20 protein-coding genes and 2 tRNA genes are annotated in these 15,769 nt (G+C 64.5%); 10 read left to right on the top strand and 12 right to left on the bottom strand.

Features of this window, described 5'->3' with window-relative positions:
- Positions 1-152: 152 nt before the first annotated feature.
- Entirely contained in the window at positions 153-1,013 is an 861-nt protein-coding gene (locus tag J6525_RS13455; RefSeq protein ID WP_225644959.1) for a sterol desaturase family protein, read from the top strand.
- Positions 1,014-1,051: 38 nt separating this feature from the next.
- Here J6525_RS13455 and J6525_RS13450 read toward each other — a convergent pair whose 3' ends face one another.
- Positions 1,052-2,236: a glycosyltransferase family 87 protein gene (locus J6525_RS13450; RefSeq protein WP_225644957.1), complete on the bottom strand. Its 1,185-nt coding sequence runs from the start codon at positions 2,234-2,236 to the stop codon at positions 1,052-1,054.
- 360 nt (positions 2,237-2,596) lie between these two features.
- Positions 2,597-2,682, bottom strand: a tRNA-Tyr gene (locus tag J6525_RS13445).
- A 309-nt stretch (positions 2,683-2,991) separates the two neighbouring features.
- Between J6525_RS13445 and rlmB the strand changes: the two genes are divergently transcribed.
- The gene (rlmB, locus tag J6525_RS13440; RefSeq protein WP_225644955.1) at positions 2,992-3,816 is read left to right on the top strand and encodes a 23S rRNA (guanosine(2251)-2'-O)-methyltransferase RlmB; all 825 of its coding nucleotides are present in this window, start codon (positions 2,992-2,994) and stop codon (positions 3,814-3,816) included.
- Between the two features lie 60 nt (positions 3,817-3,876).
- Here the strand turns inward: rlmB and J6525_RS13435 are convergent, their stop codons facing one another.
- The 3 genes from J6525_RS13435 to J6525_RS13425 form a co-directional block, all read right to left on the bottom strand.
- Positions 3,877-4,296 carry a hypothetical protein gene (locus J6525_RS13435; RefSeq protein WP_026192928.1) on the bottom strand — a complete coding sequence of 140 codons (420 nt, stop codon included), beginning with the start codon at positions 4,294-4,296 and terminating at the stop codon, positions 3,877-3,879.
- Positions 4,297-4,391: 95 nt separating this feature from the next.
- A complete protein-coding gene (locus J6525_RS13430; protein ID WP_225644953.1) occupies positions 4,392-4,865 on the bottom strand; it encodes a hypothetical protein in 474 nt (157 codons plus the stop codon).
- Between the two features lie 365 nt (positions 4,866-5,230).
- On the bottom strand, positions 5,231-5,971 hold the full coding sequence (locus tag J6525_RS13425) for a sulfite exporter TauE/SafE family protein (RefSeq protein WP_092082298.1): 741 nt from the start codon (positions 5,969-5,971) through the stop codon (positions 5,231-5,233).
- A 194-nt stretch (positions 5,972-6,165) separates the two neighbouring features.
- Here J6525_RS13425 and J6525_RS13420 point away from each other — a divergent pair, with 194 nt between their 5' ends.
- The 6 genes from J6525_RS13420 (at position 6,166) to J6525_RS13395 (ending at position 8,841) form a co-directional block, all read left to right on the top strand.
- The gene (locus tag J6525_RS13420; protein ID WP_092082296.1) at positions 6,166-6,606 is read left to right on the top strand and encodes a hypothetical protein; all 441 of its coding nucleotides are present in this window, start codon (positions 6,166-6,168) and stop codon (positions 6,604-6,606) included.
- Positions 6,607-6,768: 162 nt separating this feature from the next.
- Positions 6,769-6,843, top strand: a tRNA-Thr gene (locus J6525_RS13415).
- A gap of 555 nt (positions 6,844-7,398) precedes the next feature.
- Positions 7,399-7,587 (top strand): hypothetical protein, encoded by a 189-nt coding sequence (locus J6525_RS13410; protein WP_225644951.1) that lies wholly within the window; start codon positions 7,399-7,401, stop codon positions 7,585-7,587.
- Between the two features lie 55 nt (positions 7,588-7,642).
- Positions 7,643-7,822, top strand: a complete 180-nt coding sequence (locus tag J6525_RS13405) for a hypothetical protein (RefSeq protein WP_092082289.1) — start codon at positions 7,643-7,645, stop codon at positions 7,820-7,822.
- A 165-nt stretch (positions 7,823-7,987) separates the two neighbouring features.
- Entirely contained in the window at positions 7,988-8,179 is a 192-nt protein-coding gene (locus tag J6525_RS13400; protein ID WP_225644948.1) for a hypothetical protein, read from the top strand.
- 134 nt (positions 8,180-8,313) lie between these two features.
- Complete coding sequence (locus J6525_RS13395) at positions 8,314-8,841, top strand: hypothetical protein (protein ID WP_225644947.1); 528 nt, start codon at positions 8,314-8,316, stop codon at positions 8,839-8,841.
- A gap of 36 nt (positions 8,842-8,877) precedes the next feature.
- On the opposite strand, the gene J6525_RS13390 is transcribed toward J6525_RS13395, so the two are convergent.
- The 3 genes from J6525_RS13390 to J6525_RS13380 form a co-directional block, all read right to left on the bottom strand.
- Complete coding sequence (locus tag J6525_RS13390; RefSeq protein WP_225644945.1) at positions 8,878-10,038, bottom strand: DUF2652 domain-containing protein; 1,161 nt, start codon at positions 10,036-10,038, stop codon at positions 8,878-8,880.
- Positions 10,039-10,139: 101 nt separating this feature from the next.
- Positions 10,140-10,988: an alpha/beta fold hydrolase gene (locus J6525_RS13385; RefSeq protein WP_225644943.1), complete on the bottom strand. Its 849-nt coding sequence runs from the start codon at positions 10,986-10,988 to the stop codon at positions 10,140-10,142.
- The gene (locus J6525_RS13380; protein WP_063790153.1) at positions 10,985-11,353 is read right to left on the bottom strand and encodes a hypothetical protein; all 369 of its coding nucleotides are present in this window, start codon (positions 11,351-11,353) and stop codon (positions 10,985-10,987) included. Before J6525_RS13380 ends, J6525_RS13385 begins: the two co-directional genes overlap by 4 nt.
- A 510-nt stretch (positions 11,354-11,863) precedes the next feature.
- Between J6525_RS13380 and J6525_RS13375 the strand changes: the two genes are divergently transcribed.
- Positions 11,864-12,112 carry a hypothetical protein gene (locus J6525_RS13375; protein ID WP_016843366.1) on the top strand — a complete coding sequence of 83 codons (249 nt, stop codon included), beginning with the start codon at positions 11,864-11,866 and terminating at the stop codon, positions 12,110-12,112.
- Positions 12,113-12,178: 66 nt separating this feature from the next.
- On the opposite strand, the gene J6525_RS13370 is transcribed toward J6525_RS13375, so the two are convergent.
- From J6525_RS13370 to J6525_RS13355, 4 genes are all read right to left on the bottom strand, one after another.
- Positions 12,179-12,418, bottom strand: a complete 240-nt coding sequence (locus J6525_RS13370) for a DUF6719 family protein (protein WP_026192929.1) — start codon at positions 12,416-12,418, stop codon at positions 12,179-12,181.
- A 304-nt stretch (positions 12,419-12,722) separates the two neighbouring features.
- Entirely contained in the window at positions 12,723-13,439 is a 717-nt protein-coding gene (locus J6525_RS13365) for an outer membrane protein (RefSeq protein ID WP_057019633.1), read from the bottom strand.
- Between the two features lie 360 nt (positions 13,440-13,799).
- A complete protein-coding gene (locus J6525_RS13360; RefSeq protein ID WP_225644941.1) occupies positions 13,800-14,225 on the bottom strand; it encodes a hypothetical protein in 426 nt (141 codons plus the stop codon).
- 230 nt (positions 14,226-14,455) lie between these two features.
- Positions 14,456-14,776 carry a His-rich protein BRANT gene (locus J6525_RS13355; RefSeq protein WP_225644939.1) on the bottom strand — a complete coding sequence of 107 codons (321 nt, stop codon included), beginning with the start codon at positions 14,774-14,776 and terminating at the stop codon, positions 14,456-14,458.
- A 284-nt stretch (positions 14,777-15,060) separates the two neighbouring features.
- Between J6525_RS13355 and J6525_RS13350 the strand changes: the two genes are divergently transcribed.
- On the top strand, positions 15,061-15,609 hold the full coding sequence (locus J6525_RS13350; RefSeq protein ID WP_057019636.1) for a tetratricopeptide repeat protein: 549 nt from the start codon (positions 15,061-15,063) through the stop codon (positions 15,607-15,609).
- The last annotated feature ends 160 nt before the right edge of the window (positions 15,610-15,769 follow it).

The raw sequence follows: 15,769 nt of genomic DNA, 5'->3' as shown, positions 1-15,769 counted from the left end.
GGGCATGCGGACGAACCCGGCTCCCGGACACCGGTGATCCCCGTAGCGGCACGGGGATGCTGATTAACGCTCCCACAACCCGGGTTTCGTTTCCGATTGACGCCATCGGGGACCGGGGTGGTAGGCTGTCGCCATTTTACGCGGCCATTTGAATGCGCGAGTTTTTGGAACAATATCAGCTTTTGCTGGCGCCCTTGATCTTCGTGCCGTTCGAGCAACTCTTTGCAGCGCGGCAGCAGAAGATCTTCAGGCGCGGTCTGCTGACCGATATGGCCTTCCTGTTTCTCAACGGCTGGCTGGTGTTCGTCGGCGTGACCGCGATCATCGCGGTGGCGACGCTGGTCAATCAATCGATCCTGCCCTCGGCCGTCAAGCAGGCGGTCGGCGATCTCCCGTATTGGGCTCAGGCGCCGATCGCGATCGTGATCGGGGACCTCGGCGTCTACTGGACCCACCGCATCCTGCATGTCGTGCCCGCCATGTGGCGCATCCATGCCGTTCATCACGCCGTCGAAGATCTGGACTGGCTCGCCGCGATCCACCAGCACCCGCTTGACGTGACCTTCATGAAGGTTGGTTCGCTGTTTCCGCTGTTCGCGCTCGGTTTCTCCGCTGAGGCGATCGGGACCTATCTTGCGATCTACTACTGGCAGTCCTGGCTCGCGCACGCCAACGTGCGCCTGGGCTACGGCCCGCTGCGCCATGTCCTGGTGTCGCCGGAGTTTCATCACTGGCACCACAGCAGCCAGCGGGAAGCCAGGGACAAGAACTACGCCGGGCTGTTCTCGTTCTACGATGTGCTGTTCGGCAGCCTCTATCTTCCGGAAAGGCAGAAGCCGACCGCATTCGGCGTCGATCATCCGATGCCCACGAGATACCTGGCGCTCTTGGCCTATCCATTTTTCGCCTGGGCCTCGATGCTCAAGCGCGACGATCCGTCGGGCACCAGGCGCCCGGTTGGCGCGGAGGCTGCGCCCGGCGCGGCAACGCCGCCGGCGCGCCAAGACGGCTGATCCTCATGATCTTCGCAGACTGTTCTGTGATCATGAGACTAGCCTCCGATGGTCGCAGATTTTTGCAACCGCTCGCCTGGAACTGTCTCGCCGGCCTCTCGCCGGTATCTCATCCAGATCAGCGCGATCACGGTTGCGCACATCATCGGGCCGAGAGGCGTGCGCACGAACGGGAAAGCGTATCCCAATACGAAGATGACGCTGACCGCGATCCGAAAGGCGCTTCGACCCGAACGCGACGCGAGGCGGCCCGCGGTGTCGTTCATGAGGAAGAGCAGCGCGACCACCAGGATCGGCATATCGTAGATCGCGAAGTAAGGAGAAATCAGCGGCGTTGCCGCCAGCAGGCTTGCGGCCTTTACGGCGAAGCTGACATGGCCGCGCCACAGGATCAGCACCCCGATCGCAACCACCGATGCGATCGCGATGTGGAACGCCATCGCCGAACCGTAGCCAAGGCCGGCGTCTCGCAAGAGCCCATAGATACTCTGAAGTTTGTACCATGGCAGCGCGCCACTGAGGTGGAATTGCGTCGTGGCGAAGGTGGCGGCCGCGCGGAAGCCATCGAAGGTATCCCAACCGAAGATCAGTCCGGCGAGCAGCAGCAGGACCGGAATCGCCAGGGCGGCGGTGATGACGACGCGCCAACGCCCGGTCGCGATCAGCACGAAGGGAAGCAGCACGCCATATTGAGGTTTGAAGATGAGCAGCGCAATCAGGATTCCACTGAGAAGCGGACGCCTGTCCAATGTCAGCAGGATGCCGCCGAGCAACGATGCGGCGAGCAGTGCGCTTTGGCCGGAAATGAAGTCGTAGAATACGGGCGGAGCAGCGAGTGCCAGCAGCAGCGCGGCGGAGCGTGGCCGGATGGCATGAACGACAAGCAGCCAGCAAGACAGCTTCGCCGCGCTCCAGACCCAGAACGCAATCGGAAACGGCAACAGCGCCAGCGGCGCCACAACCAGGAAAAACACCGGCGGATAAAAGAACGGAACCGGTACCTGACCGTAAGGATACGGAGCGTGATTGAGGGATTGCAGCCGGAGAACAAGTTGCTGATGCAGCTGCTCCCAATCGTAGGCCGCCGCCGCGTGGCCTTCGAGCGCCATCGCGCCCGCGCCCCAGAAACACGAAAAATCGATTCCGGCCTGGCCGCCACCACCGAAAAATGCCGGTATCGAAACCAGGATCGAGACCCCGAGCAAGACGGCGCAGGCAACCATCAGCGCCGGGTCATCTCCTGCAGAAGCGTCCCAGTGCAAAATTTTCTTCATATCCTCTGAAACGGCTCAATCATGAAATGGCGCAATCTACCATTGCCCTCGCGGGCCGAGCAATGGAACGCCGGCGGCGGCTGGAGCTGTTTGCGCGGATAGGGTGAAGAAGCGGGTGTCGAATGGACGAGCGAGTCATGGCCCGCCTTCGCTCGCTTCGCTGCGATGGAGTTTTGCGGGCTTGCCGAGCCGTGAGTCGCGGATGTCAGTCCGTCTACGCTTTCGCTGGCGCTCAAGCTACGCCGGACACGCTTCGCCCTGACGGGCCCCGGCGTGGCTGCGCCACGCGTAGCCCGTCAGGGCGAAGCGTGGTGGGGGAGGCAGGACTCGAACCTGCGAAGCCATGAGGCGGCTGATTTACAGTCAGCTCCCTTTGCCACTCGGGACACTCCCCCGTCCAACAGCATCAGACCGGCCGCGCGAGTGGCGGCGGACCGGGTCATCGAAATGACGCTGATAACCGGCCGACCCGAAGCGGGTGCGCGGTCGGGCGCGTTTATGGGGGAAGGCGGTCCCCAAAGTCAACCAAGCCAGCCATCTAATTGGGATACTTTTGCAGGCTCGGGCGATCTCTGCTCCAAAGTAGTGTGTCTTGCGGCTAGATTCTTGTTTTGTCGCGTTTTCTTCACGCGAACCGGCCCCCACTTCGCTCGAAAACGCTGTGTAAAATTGCCAATATTCGGGAGCCGTGACACAAGCCTCACATGAGCGATCGCGACCGCAAACCCAATTTCCGAGGCAAGGGCGGTAAACCCTTCCAAAAAGGGCCAAAATTCGGCCGCCCGCCGACCCGGCGGGAACGCGAATCCGGTTCCGACGGGCCGGTGATTCTGTACGGCTGGCATACGGTGTCGGCCGCGCTTGCCAACCCCGACCGCCATATCCGCAAGCTTTACCTCACCGAGAACGCTGCGAAGCGCCTTGCCGACGAAAACATCGCGACCCGCGTCGCCCCCGAGATCGTCCGGCCCAGCGAGATCGACCGACGCCTCACCCCCGATGCGGTGCATCAGGGCCTCCTGGCGGAGGCCGATCCCCTGCCCTCGCCCGGCATCGACACGCTGGCGCTGGAGGGCATCGTGCTGGTGCTCGACCAGATCACCGATCCGCACAATGTCGGCGCCATCCTGCGCTCGGCCGCGGCGTTCGCGGTGAAGGCGATCGTCACCACCGCCCGTCACAGCCCGGAGGCGACCGGTGTGCTGGCGAAGTCCGCCTCCGGCGCGCTCGAGCTGGTGCCAATGGTCACCGTGCAGAACCTGGCGCGCGCGCTGAACGAGTTGAACGAGCGCGGCTTCCAGACCGTCGGCCTCGACAGCGAGGGCAGCGAGGATCTCGGCAAGGCCGCGCTGCAAGCGCCGCTCGCGCTGGTGCTCGGCGCCGAAGGCAAGGGCTTGCGGCAATTGACGCGCGAGACCTGCCGCCTCGTCGCCCGCCTCGACATGCCCGGCGAGATCAAAAGCCTCAACGTGTCGAACGCCTGTGTGCTCGCGCTCTATATCGGCGCCAGCCGGCTCGGGCTGATGTGAACGACAAACGCCCGCTCGCGTGACGCGAACGGGCGCTGATGTCCCGAACTGACGATCGGATCAGTAGTAGCGGCGCAGCACCGGATGGCCGTAGCGGCCGTAGCGATAGCCGTAGTGCGAACGATAGCCGTAGTGATGGCGGTAGCCGTAGTGACGGTAGCCATAGCGGCGATAGCCGTAATACGGGCGGCCGTAGCCTTCGCGGTAGTACGGGCGCGGTGCCCAGTTGCCCGGACCGGTGTAGGTCGGTCCCTGGTTGACGTAATAGTACTGTTGCGCCGCGCTGGGATAAGCGGCATCCGGGTCGGGCAGACGTTCGACTGCGCCGTAACCGTAGCCGTAGCCGTAGCCACCGCAACCACCGCAGCCGTAATTCACGACGGGCGCGGAATAGCCGCAAGGGTTGAAACCGCACGCCATTGCGGGCGCGCTCAGCATGACGGCCACCGCCGCAATCAGTCCTTTGATCATTTGACGCATTACTCTCTCCTGTAGGTCTCTCTGTTCGTCGCGTAGCTCTTGATGGCTATTCAGGATCCCCGTTTCGCGGGGCTCTTGATTTCGGGCAGTCGATTTCAGAATCCTCGGGGTCGCGGTGGCCGCGGGAACGGGCGCGGCAGCGGCCGCGGCCCGTTGAACTCCGGCGCGTAGATCACCGGCGGCGGATCGACCGGCACGTTGGACTGTGCCGGCAGCGGAGCCGATTCCGCGCCCCACGATTGATGGTAGCTCTCGGCCGGCTTGGGCAGGCGGCGGTTGGTCGGCGGCTCGATCTCGAGGCGGCCGTAACCCGGCATGCGGCCGAGGCTCGGATAATAGTGGCCGACATTCGGCTGGGGATCGATCGGGCGGCCGCCATAGACGGTCGGCACCATCGACTCGTTGCGAGCGAGCCCCATCGCGCTTTCGACCACGGCGTAGGAGGCGTCGACGCCGTTAATGATGATCGGCACGCCGGGCCGCACCGGCACGACAATGTCGAAGCCGCCGCCGGCCAGCGCCGTCGAGCTCATCGCAGCCAATATCGCCAGCGCAAGACTTGCGCGCATGTTCACCCAGCGTCCCGAATTGTTCCACCACAACCTAATCCACCGGCTTGGCGGAAGGGTTAAGGACGCCGGCCAAACTGCCGGTAAGCCTAACGCGTAAGCATCGGCATCCGGTCAATGCGGCCGTGCGGAATCAGAAATCGTTAACGGGCGCCGAAGTGCCCCCTCTCCCCGTTCTTACGGGGAGAGGGTTGGGGTGAGGGGCTCAGCGGATACGGTGATAGCTACGTTTGCGGAGAGTCCCCCTCACCCGGAACGCATCTGACGATGCGTTCCGACCTCTCCCCGCACGCGGGGCGAGGTGACGCAGACTCTGTCGCTCAAATCGACGCAACGTCATCTTGCTTCGGGAAGCCGCCTACCCGTCAGGTGAAGGCGTTCTCGACGATCGCGTGGACGCCGATCGCGATCGTGACCGCGCCGACCGCCATTTGCAGGCCGCGATTGGCCCAGGTCAGCCAGCGCGCCGAGGCTGCGAGCGGCACCGCGATCACGCTGGACAGCACGCCCATGCCGATCATCGAGCCGATGCCGAACAGCGCGACATAGCCGAGCCCGATCACCGGACTTGGGGCCTGCGACACCGTCAGCACCAGGAGCGCCGCCGAGCCGGCCATGCCGTGCATCAGGCCGACCAGGAGTGTGCGCCAGCGGAAGCCGTGCGCATGGCTGTGCGCGGCGCGGACGTGCGGCACGGTGGACGCACGCGCCACGGTGGACGCAAGCGCCACGGTGGACGCGGCTTCATCGGCATGGCTGTGGGCGTGGAAGTGCGTGGTGCCGTCGCCATGCGAATGGGTGTGGAAGTGCACGCGGTCGCGCCACAGCCGCCACCACACATGCGCACCGAGGCCGACCAGCATGACGCCGACCGCGGTCTCGATCGGCTGCGATACCGTCTCGGGAATCGCGCGCCCGAGCAGGATCGCGGCGCCGGCAAAGATGAACAAGGTGAGCGTGTGGCCAAGTCCCCAGGTCAGCCCGTGCTTGACGATGTCACCGACATGGGTGCGGCGGGCCGCGATGCTCGATACCGCCGCGATATGATCCGGCTCCAGCGCATGCTGCATGCCGAGCAGAAAGCCAAGACTCAAGATTCCGAACATCAATCCCCCGCGTCGGCACCGACATCAGTCCGTTCACCGCTGTACACGCAATTCTCGTCAAAGGCAGCATGCTCCGGAACGCATCATGCGCACGAACCTGCAGAACTTCACACTGCTTTGAACACGGGGCAAGGCCGCGCTGGAACAGGCACGGCACCGCGAAATTAGCTCTCGACGACGAGAGGAGATTTCGCATGACACAATTCAAAATCCTCGGCGCAGCAGCCCTGCTCGCCTCGGCGCTGGCGAGCCCGGCGATGGCGCAACAGACGATCGGTACCCCCGCGCGCTGCTCGAACGCCTGGCCGGACGCCCGATGCCAGGCGATGGCACCGGCCACCACCCGCACCGCCTATCACCAGCGCATCGATCGGCGGGACCGCGGCTGGCAGAGCAGCTACAACCGCTATGACCCCGGCCCGTTCGCGCCTGTCGACGCCGCGGCCCGCGTGGCCGGTGGCGTCGTCGGCGGCGCGGTCGGCACGGCGGCTGCGGTCGCCACCGCTCCGTTCGGCGGCCCCGACTATGCCCGCGCCCCGATCGGCGGCGCCGAATATGCGCGGCAGAACGGCTTTGTCTGCACCCCCGGCACCTGGTTCCGCGGCAGCGACGGCCGCCAGCATCCCTGCCAGTAGCTCAGCTGATTAGGCCGACGGCGCAAAAGGCGGCCCGCGGGCCGCCTTTTGCTGTCGGGCCGACACGGGGGCGCGATCGCTTCTCGCCTGCTCGGTTCAAGCCTTGGTTCTGGCTCTGGCGCGCCAAGTCTGCTATGCGAGCGCGCAAATCATTCCCAATTCGCCGGCTTAGCTCAGCGGTAGAGCAGCAGTTTTGTAAACTGAAGGTCGGGGGTTCAATCCCCTCAGCCGGCACCAATTGGCTTGGATTTCCGGTGCTGTCTTGGCCATGGCGACATGGCTTCAGTCCGCCGAGATCGACCGTCGACCGCAGCAGCCCCGCCAGCTTGCAGGCGAATACGGCAGTTCCGCGGATGGGGAAGCCTGCTTCGATGCTGCGGAGCTGTCCGGAGCATGCTTCTTCGATGCCGACGCCAAAGCGGTCCGCTGCTGCAAATCCCTCGATGATCCCGTGAACGCCGACCGTCCTGCGGCCGATGCTGCCTTCAAACCGAAGTGCCTGGGCATCGCGTCCTCCATCAGATATGCGCGGCCTACGCCGCGTCGTTCCCGGTGCGATTCGAACACGTCGTCGCGATTCAATCAAAGCGCATCGCCTGATTGCCCACAATGTACAGAGCGAGCCGTAGTATTCCGGTCGCCGGGAGTGCCACGTCGTCGACCGCGGAAAGCCGCTGCGACACCTCTTGGCAGGAATCGTGGGATCCTTCCCGTAGGATCACCATCCCTCGCCTTGCTTCTGTTCTTGCGGCCCCAAACGGGGTATGCAGAATGCGGGGTGGGATTCAGCCAATGACCTATTTGATCCTTGCCCGAGATGGCACCAGCCGAATCGTGCTGAAGCGCGACAGCGAAGACGCGGCCGAGAAGAAGGCACGCGAGCTGAAGGAAATGGGCTGGTTCGAAGTCGAGGTCCGCGAGGACAAGACGGCGCCCGGCACGTCGGCTCCCCCGGCGGATCGTCCACCGACGCTGCAATGACGCTTTGATGAACCTTTGCCGGGTGGCCCTTACAGATATGTGAGGAGCCGCCACCATGTCCGACACAGCACATTACCGCTTCCAATCCGATCAGGCGCGACGGCTGGCCCGGCAGGTGACCGACGCCGCGGTGCGCGAGAAGCTGCTCGAAATGGCCGAGGAATATGGCCGCTACGCCGACCTGATCGAGGCGCGCAGCATCGAGCAGGTGCCCGCCGCGATGGCGGCTCATTAGGCTGGCTCCCGCCCCGTTCCGGCCGGCTCACCGGTTCGTCCTCTCCTGATGCTCGTCTTTAGGGTGAGGCCAAGTCCGCTCGAGAACGCCCTGAGGATTTGTTCGGAACAGTATGCCCTTTCACGCAATTTTCCTCGCATGAGGGTCCGAGAATCCGACCGCAATTTGCTGCTTCTGGGCACGTTCACGCTGCTCAGCGTGGCCGCTGCCGGCCTCGTCGCCCTGTTCGATCCGGCGCCCGCGCCGGCGAGTGCCGCACTGCGGCCGGCCGCGAATCAAGCATCGGCGGGCGGTCAGCCTCCGGTCCGGATCGTCGGTACCCCGTTCGTCCCGAACACCAATCCCCGTCAGCGCTGACCGTCCACACCCGCGGGGCGTGTCACAATTATGTCACCGCGCCTACCAAACAGGCGTCTTCGTCAACCATCATGATGGCGAGCGCTTGATTCCGCACGGTTGCTTTGCTGGAATCCGCGCGCTCAGGGTGCGCCATGAAGTGGATGAAAGAACGCGATCTCTTGATCGCGCAGACAATGGCCTTCGTACAGTCGGTGAAGGGCAAGCTGCCCGACGCCGAGCCGCCGGCGCCTGCCCGGCAGGCGGCGGCGCCCGCGGCCCAGCCGACCGCCACGCCACCTGCTGCTACACCTGCACCCGCCGCGTTGCCGATCGCCGCTGAACAGGCCTTGGCCGAGGCGGTCGCCACGCTCAGCGTCAAGGCTGAGGTGCGGGCTGCGGTCGTGCCGCCTCCGCTTCCGGCGCAGACCGTGATCGAGGGCCTGCCTCCCGCTCCGTCGCCTTTGGCGGTGACGGTCGTCGAAGTCCCGCCTCAACCGGCGCAGCTGCCGCACTTTGCCCGGCTCGACATCAGCGGCGACTTCGGATCCGAGGTGCGGGAGCGGGTTGCCAATTTCCGCGCACAGCAGCAGCGCTTCCTGAAGGAGCGCGAGGAATACTGCACCACGACCATGGCCAAGGTCCGCGCCGCGATCAACGAGCTGCCGCGCTCGGGCAAGTAACGCAGCCCCATTAGACCCCGGACCGTGCGTTGGGCATCAGTCGCGCGCGCCCGGTTTCACCGGCTCGGTCAGGAAGCGTCCGCTCGATCGCGTCAACGCCGGCTCCTCCACTGCACCGAGGGCGGGCTGCTCCCCTTCCAGCATGGATCGCAAGCCGGCGATCGCCTTGGTCATCCGTTCGGCGTATTTCACCGCGGCGCCGTCGACGAACTCTCGATCCTTTGGCTTAGGTTTGGCGACCCGCAGCTCCAGATGCGTCATTCCGTTTGGACCGTCCAGAACGGCGCGAGTCATTACGATCCGCGGCGCGCCGGGAATCGGAAGCGTGATGCCCACCGTGAAATAATCGGTCGGGCGCCAATCGAGCATCTCCTCAATGACGGTATGGTTGCCGTGCATACAGTGGTTCTTCGTGCCGGGACCGCGTCGTCCCTTGCCGGAATCCTCGACGATGGTGTCGGCGTCCCACCATTTCTGCCATTGCCCGGGCACGGTGAAAAACTCCCAAACCGTCTGCCGCGGCGCGGCGATGTCGAATTCCAGCATGACGTAGGCATCGTCGCGCGTCACCTGCATCCGGGTTTGCGCGTCTTCCTGCCGCCACGCCGCTTCGAGATCGCGCGCCCACAGCGTCACGTCGCCGATGACGTCGATGGTTTCGCGATGGGCGATGAGACCCTGGGCGACCGGATCGACACCCATCGCGCGGATGGCCGCGTCGCTGTAGAGCGCGTAGGCGCGTCCGCCAACCTTCTCGCTCACCGTGTTCTTGAGCAGCCGGTGGACCAGAATGACGTCGCGCCCGGCGAGTTCCTCCCTGCCGCCCATCTTCTGCTTCACCATCTCGCCATGATGGGCCACGAACTTGAAATCGAGATCGCCCATCGCGACGCAGGCCTGACACTCGCAAGTCGAGGCCTGGCGCACGTTGCGCAGGCGCCGGCGGAATTTGAAATAGGCGCCCTCGATCGCGTCCTGCAGCAGCGAGCCGTCGATTGCTTCGGCGGTGGTGTAGACGAATGCGGCGTCGCCTTCGAACTTGGCGAGGCGGAACGGCGGGCGCAGCGCCTTCACCACCGTATCCATGAAATCGGCGATGATATCCTGCGCATGGTCGAGCTCGACCGCCGCGAGGAAGTTGGTATAGCCGGAGATGTCGGCAATCGCGAAATAGGCCGCTTCAGCCTTCGGAAGCATGGGGACCTCCTGCGCAACCGGTTCACGCCCAATCGTGCGGACGCGCAGTCTGTCATATCGCGCCGCCCGAGGTCGAGGACCAAAGCAACCCCAGGCGTGCGCTAGCGGCCGCCGATCTTCTCCAGCACCGGCAGCAGGTGCGTGAGAAACTCGCCCGGATTCTCGCTCATCGGGAAATGGCCGAGGCCCTTCATGATGGTGGCCTCGGCTCCGGCAATGCTGTTCGCCACCGCCAGCGTCTCTTCCGGCGTGCAGGAATAGTCGTATTCGCCCGACAGCAGAAACAGCGGGCAGCGGCTCGTATCGATCTCGGCGACACGGGCGCGGATGTCGCCGTCGACCTTGTAGAAATAGAGGTCGCCCTTGAACACGCCGGGCCCGCTCTGCATGTAGTGCCACAGCGTCTCCCACCGCTCCTTGTCGGGCGCGTCGGGGCCGACGAGGCCCGAGACGATGGCGGCGGCGACCTCGCCGCCATGCACGTCCGGCCGGTGCAGGAAGTTCAGGTCGTAATAGGGATCGACATGTGCGCCGGCCTGCAGGCCGATGATGGCGCGGAAGCGCTCGGGATGCTCGAGCGCGAGATGCAGCGCGATCCGGCCGCCGATCGAGCAGCCGATCACGATCGGTCTGTCGAGGTCGAGCGCGTCCATCACCGCCAGGATCATGGTCGTGTATTGCGCGGAGGTGAGCTGGTACTCCTCGTCGTGCCAGCCCTGCGGCGGCGACGACTTGCCGTGCCAGGGCATGTCGAAGGCGATGACGCGATGGTTGCGCGTCACGCGCGCATCGTTCATCAGGCCGCGATATTGCCGCCCGTCGGCGCCCGCGGTGTGCAGGCAGAGCAGCGGCGTGCCCTCGCCCGCCTCCTCGACATAGACGCGGTGGGCCCGGCCGAACAGCTCCAGATGCATGTAACGGCCGACGATCGGTTCGAACCTGGCGCTCATGCGGCCACTCCCTCGCGGCGCAGCTTGCCGAGCGCCTCCTTGAAGTAGCGCAGGTTCGCCATGAAGATCTGCAGCTCGCCCTCGGCCTTCAGCACCCGGCGCTTGATCAGCGCCATCAGGTCGTTCGAGCCCGGCGGCGGCCGCTTTTCGCAGAACCGGTCCCACTCCGCCTGCGAGGTGCGCAGCGCAAACGACGACGAGGGCATCACGAACGGGCCCTTCGTCACCGCGACGATCCGGCCCTCATGGATCGCGATCAGCCAGGCGGCCGCGCCGATCTCGAGCAGGAATGTCGTGGTGAGGTAGCGGCCGCGCCGCACCAGGCCGGCGTCGCCGTTGACCCGTTCCTTCAGCGTGTCGATCATATCAGCTCCCCCCGATCGCGGCCCGTCCGCGCAGGGCGCGGCGGGCGCTTGTTCTGCCGGCAATGATGGGAGGAATGCCGGTGCCGTCAATCGCCAGCGGCGCCGCGCGGCCCCGGCGATTTCGGGTGGCCGCCACATACAGATTTCGGCGAGAGCCGGGAGATCTAAAGCCAGGATATCTAAAGCCACGACCAGACCAGCGCCACGTTGGCGGCGCAGGCCGCGAGCAGCGCAACCGCCAGCGCGAGTTGCACGCGTTCGTAAGGGGGCTGGTGGATCGCTCTCATGGGCCGGAGCATCCGGCGATTCTACCCGGAGAGTCCCGGGGATTCTTTTTTCGGGGGTTTACCACCCGTTAAGGACTCAAGGCCCTTCCGCGAAGGGGCCGAAATGACTCATATTTTCAGATGCTTGCCGCGGATGCTCGCTCACGGTTCCGTGACCGGAGCGGCGATATTGCCTGAAACCCAAAACGGGTGCTGGCGTTGTCGGTTGTTTGGGGAACGACGAATGCCGTACGCGCTGTTTTATCAGGACGCCAAGCTGAGCAAGGCCTACCCGACCGAGGCGGATGTCTGGACGCTGGCCAGGAAATCCGGCCTGGTGGTGGATGCCATCTCCGAGGAGAAGTCCGCGCCGCGCCCGGTGCTGGATAACGACTACGAAATCCGGCCCTGTCAGCTCGAGCCAAACGAGGATCCGGCCAAGAACAAGGCCGATGCCGATCGCGAAGCGCGCCTGGAGCCGCGGTTGAACTAATCAGACGTTAGGCTGGCCGGCGCGCAGCGGCGGGCCGGGAATACAATGGGTGCGGTCGCCCCGCGCCTACGGCGTTGCCGTCGCCAGCGAGGCCTGTTCGGCGGCGAGCGAAACGCAAATCTTCCGCCGATGCAGACCCCGGATCGCGCCGGTCACCTTGAGCACCTTGCCAGCCGAGCAGGACGCATCCTGCACGAACACGACCTCGTAAGGCGCGAGCGCCAGGGGTTCGGATTTGAGGATAGTCTGGGCAAGGCACGGCACGGAGACCGCAGAGAGGATCAGCCCTAACGCAAAACTACGCATGTTCGTTTGTCCACCAGCCCGGCGATCGCATAATAGCGCAGCACGATGAAAGTTCCGTGCAATGCAGGAATTATTTTTTGCATTGCACGATCAGGCCTGAACATCAGGTGAATGTGGGGTCGTAGCCCGGATGGAGCGGAGCGAAATCCGGGACTTCGTTCGTCGGATCGGCTGCCCCGGATTACGCTGCGCTCCATCCGGGCTACGGGTTCACCGCATCCGCCGTCATTCCGGGGCGAGCGGCTGGCCAACAAAAAAGGCCGACCCGAAGGCCGGCCTTTTCATTGATGCGATGAAGCCGCGATCAGTAGCGGGAGCCGACCGGGCCACCCCAGCCGAAGCGGTAGTTGACCCCGAGCTTGACGGTGTGCTCGTCGTTCCGGAAGCTCGTGCCGACGAGGTCGGCCGGGCCGCTGGTGAAGTTGGTCTTGCCGAAATTGTAGTACTGGTACTCGGCCTTCGCCGACCAGTTCGGGGCGAACATGTATTCGAGGCCCGCGCCGACCGTGTAGCCGTCTTTGTGGCCGCCATCGGTGGTGAAGGACGCCGGCACGCCGCCGACCGACGCAGTGATGTTGTTGTTGTCGCGCCAGGCATAACCGCCCTTGGCGTAGAGCAGCGCCGGACCCCAGGTGTAGCCGAGGCGGCCGGTCACCGAACCGATCTGGTCGGTGTTGCCGGTCACCAGCGTTCCGCCCGGGAGCAGCACGCCATTGTTCGAGGAGCTGGGCAGCCAGGAATACTGCGCCTCGGCGCCCATCACCCAGTTCGGGGCGAACTGATAGTCGAAGCCGCCCTGCACGCCACCCATGAAGCGCGCATCGCTGCCCATCAGGTTGTTGCCGTCGGTGAACGCGCCGCCGACATGGCCGCCGATATAGAAACCGGTCCAGTTGTAGACGACGGCGGGGGCGGTATAGGGCGGCGGTGCCTTGGTATAGGTGCGGGCCGGCATATCAGCCGCAAACGCAGGGCCCGCAAGGGCGGCCAGCGCGACTGTGCCGAGCAAAAACTTCTTCATTTCTGATCCCCGTTACTAACGCTGCGCTGTTAAGCCAAACAACGTGACCTCAATTAGGTTGCTTTGGGGCAATGCCGCACCCGTGATGTTTCCGAGCTGTGACAGGGTCGCAACAACGCCCGTTTGTTCCCTGGCACAGAAGGTTTTTTCACCGGTTAAGCAGCCGCATCTCGGCTGGATGTAAGTCGCAGACGGCTAAAGTGAAGTTCAACGCTCCCCGAAAAGTGATCGGAGTTCGCTCACGTTTCGATCAGGCTTGCGACAAGCCGCCGCGCAGAAGCGCGATCAGATCGCGCTACTGCCTCTTGTTCGGGCATGATCTTTTCGGAAAAACCGCTTCACACTTTTCCGGATCATGCCTTAGCGCGGCATCTTTTCCAGTTCCGGAAATGCCGCGTAGGACGCGCCGGCGCAAGGCTCGGCGGGGTTGTCGAGGATGCGGTCGAGCCGGCCGTCGACAAACAGGACACCGCGCTCCCGGGCGGGGCGGTAATTGCCGTCGGTATCCTTCGCGCTGTAGCGCAGGCACACGACGTAGCGCAGCCGGCCGCCCACCGTGCGCTGCGCCGGCTCGGCGATAGCAGCCTCGCGGACCCCGACCGGATTGTTCAGGTAGGTCCGCATGAAGGCTACGATCTGGTCGCGGTAACGGTCCGGGAACGGCTGGTTGGCGACGCCCCGGTCATCGGTGAAGGTGGTCGGCCCGCCGCCGTCGTCGCTGGTGAGGCAGCCGGCGAGCGGAAGCGAGAGCAGCAGGATGGCTGCCAGTTGTGATGAAATCCGCAAACGACGCTGTTCCCTGTGTCCCCGGAGGCGTCTCATAAACTGCCGGGCGGCCGAAGGGAATTCGCAACTCGGTTATTCCTCGCCCGGGTTCACAACCGGAGCCGGACGCACTCCGGCCCGTCGCCATTGGGGAAGCAATGGACGGACGGGCCGGTTCTGCATCCAAAAGGCGCAGCGGGGCAATGTGGATCGAAACTACGCCCCTCGGATCAGATTCAACCGCGCTTGGGTCAGCCGCGTTTGGCCGGCACGACGTGCTTGGTCGCGACCTTCGCGTGGACGTGCTTGGTCGCATGCTTCGGCGACTTCACCTTCAGCATGCCCATGTGCTTGTGGTGGCGGTGATGGCGATAGTGCTTGTGGTGCATTTTGGCGTTGGCGTTGCGCACCTTCGACGGCAGCTGCTCGCTCTTGATCACGGGAGCGGCCTTGGTTGCCGGGGCAGTCGTGGTCGCCGGCGCGGGCGTTGCGGCCTTGCCGGTCTCGACGGCGAGCGCGGGCGCTGCGATCACGGACATGGCGAGCAGCGCGGCGGAAATCGTCTTCAGCATGATGGTCCTCCTCGTCGGGATCGAGAGGTCTCCGGCCGGATGGTCGGCCTCACCGATCAATGCACGTGACCTTATGGGCCGCGCACTGAACCCGTTCTGAAGGACCCTGACGGACTTCATTCATGTGCATGACATCTCTGTCATGTTCTCCTCTACCGCCGGAAAAGCAGGATCACGCAATCGTGGGATCGGCCGGGAATGTTCTGCACCCCTGGGTGTTCAAGTCATCAGGCTTCGGTGTAGGATTACCGAGCACGATCAGGAACGATCAGGAGCAACCAGGAATGAGCAGGAAGACGAAGTTTTTGGGCCTCGCAGTGCTCTCGATGACGCTCGCCTCCGGGCCGGTCATCTCGGCCTACGCCGCGGGCAGCGACAATCCCTCGCCGCCGGCTTCCGACAGCGGCAGCAGCAAGGGCAAGAAGGCGAAGAAGGACAAGAGCTCCGCGATCGACGATCAGAAGTTCCTGGCCGGCTATCGCGCCGCCTACACCACGATCTACGACAAGCACGACTATACCGCCGCGATCGAGCAGCTGAAGGCGCTCAGCCAGGATGATCGCGCCGACGTCGCCAACCTGATCGGCTACTCCTATCGCAAGCTCGGCGACTACAAGGTCTCGCAGATCTGGTACGAGCGCGCGCTGAAGGCCGACCCGGCCCATGTCCGCACCTGGCAGTATTACGGCCTCTGGCAGGTCGAACAGGGCAACCGCGATCAGGCGCAATATCACCTGAACCGCATCGCCCAGCTCGCCGGCACCAACAGCGACGAATATCGCTCGCTCGCCGCAGCGCTGGAGAAGCCCCCGGGCACCGGCCTGGTTTACTGAGCGAGGCAAATTCCACCAATCGAGCCGGCGCCGTCACGACGACGGCGCCGGCTTTTTGCTGCGCGTAGGACGGGTAGAGCCAACGGGTCCGCGCAAGGCGCGGCCCGACGATAAACTCCGCGAAACCCATCGTCTGTCACCGTGGCACGAAGTCGATGGG

The organism is Bradyrhizobium australafricanum, from assembly GCF_020329495.1.
Classification (GTDB): Bacteria; Pseudomonadota; Alphaproteobacteria; order Rhizobiales; family Xanthobacteraceae; genus Bradyrhizobium; species Bradyrhizobium australafricanum.
Note: the sequence above shows the minus strand (reverse complement) of the source record. Positions and strands in the feature narration are given on the sequence as shown.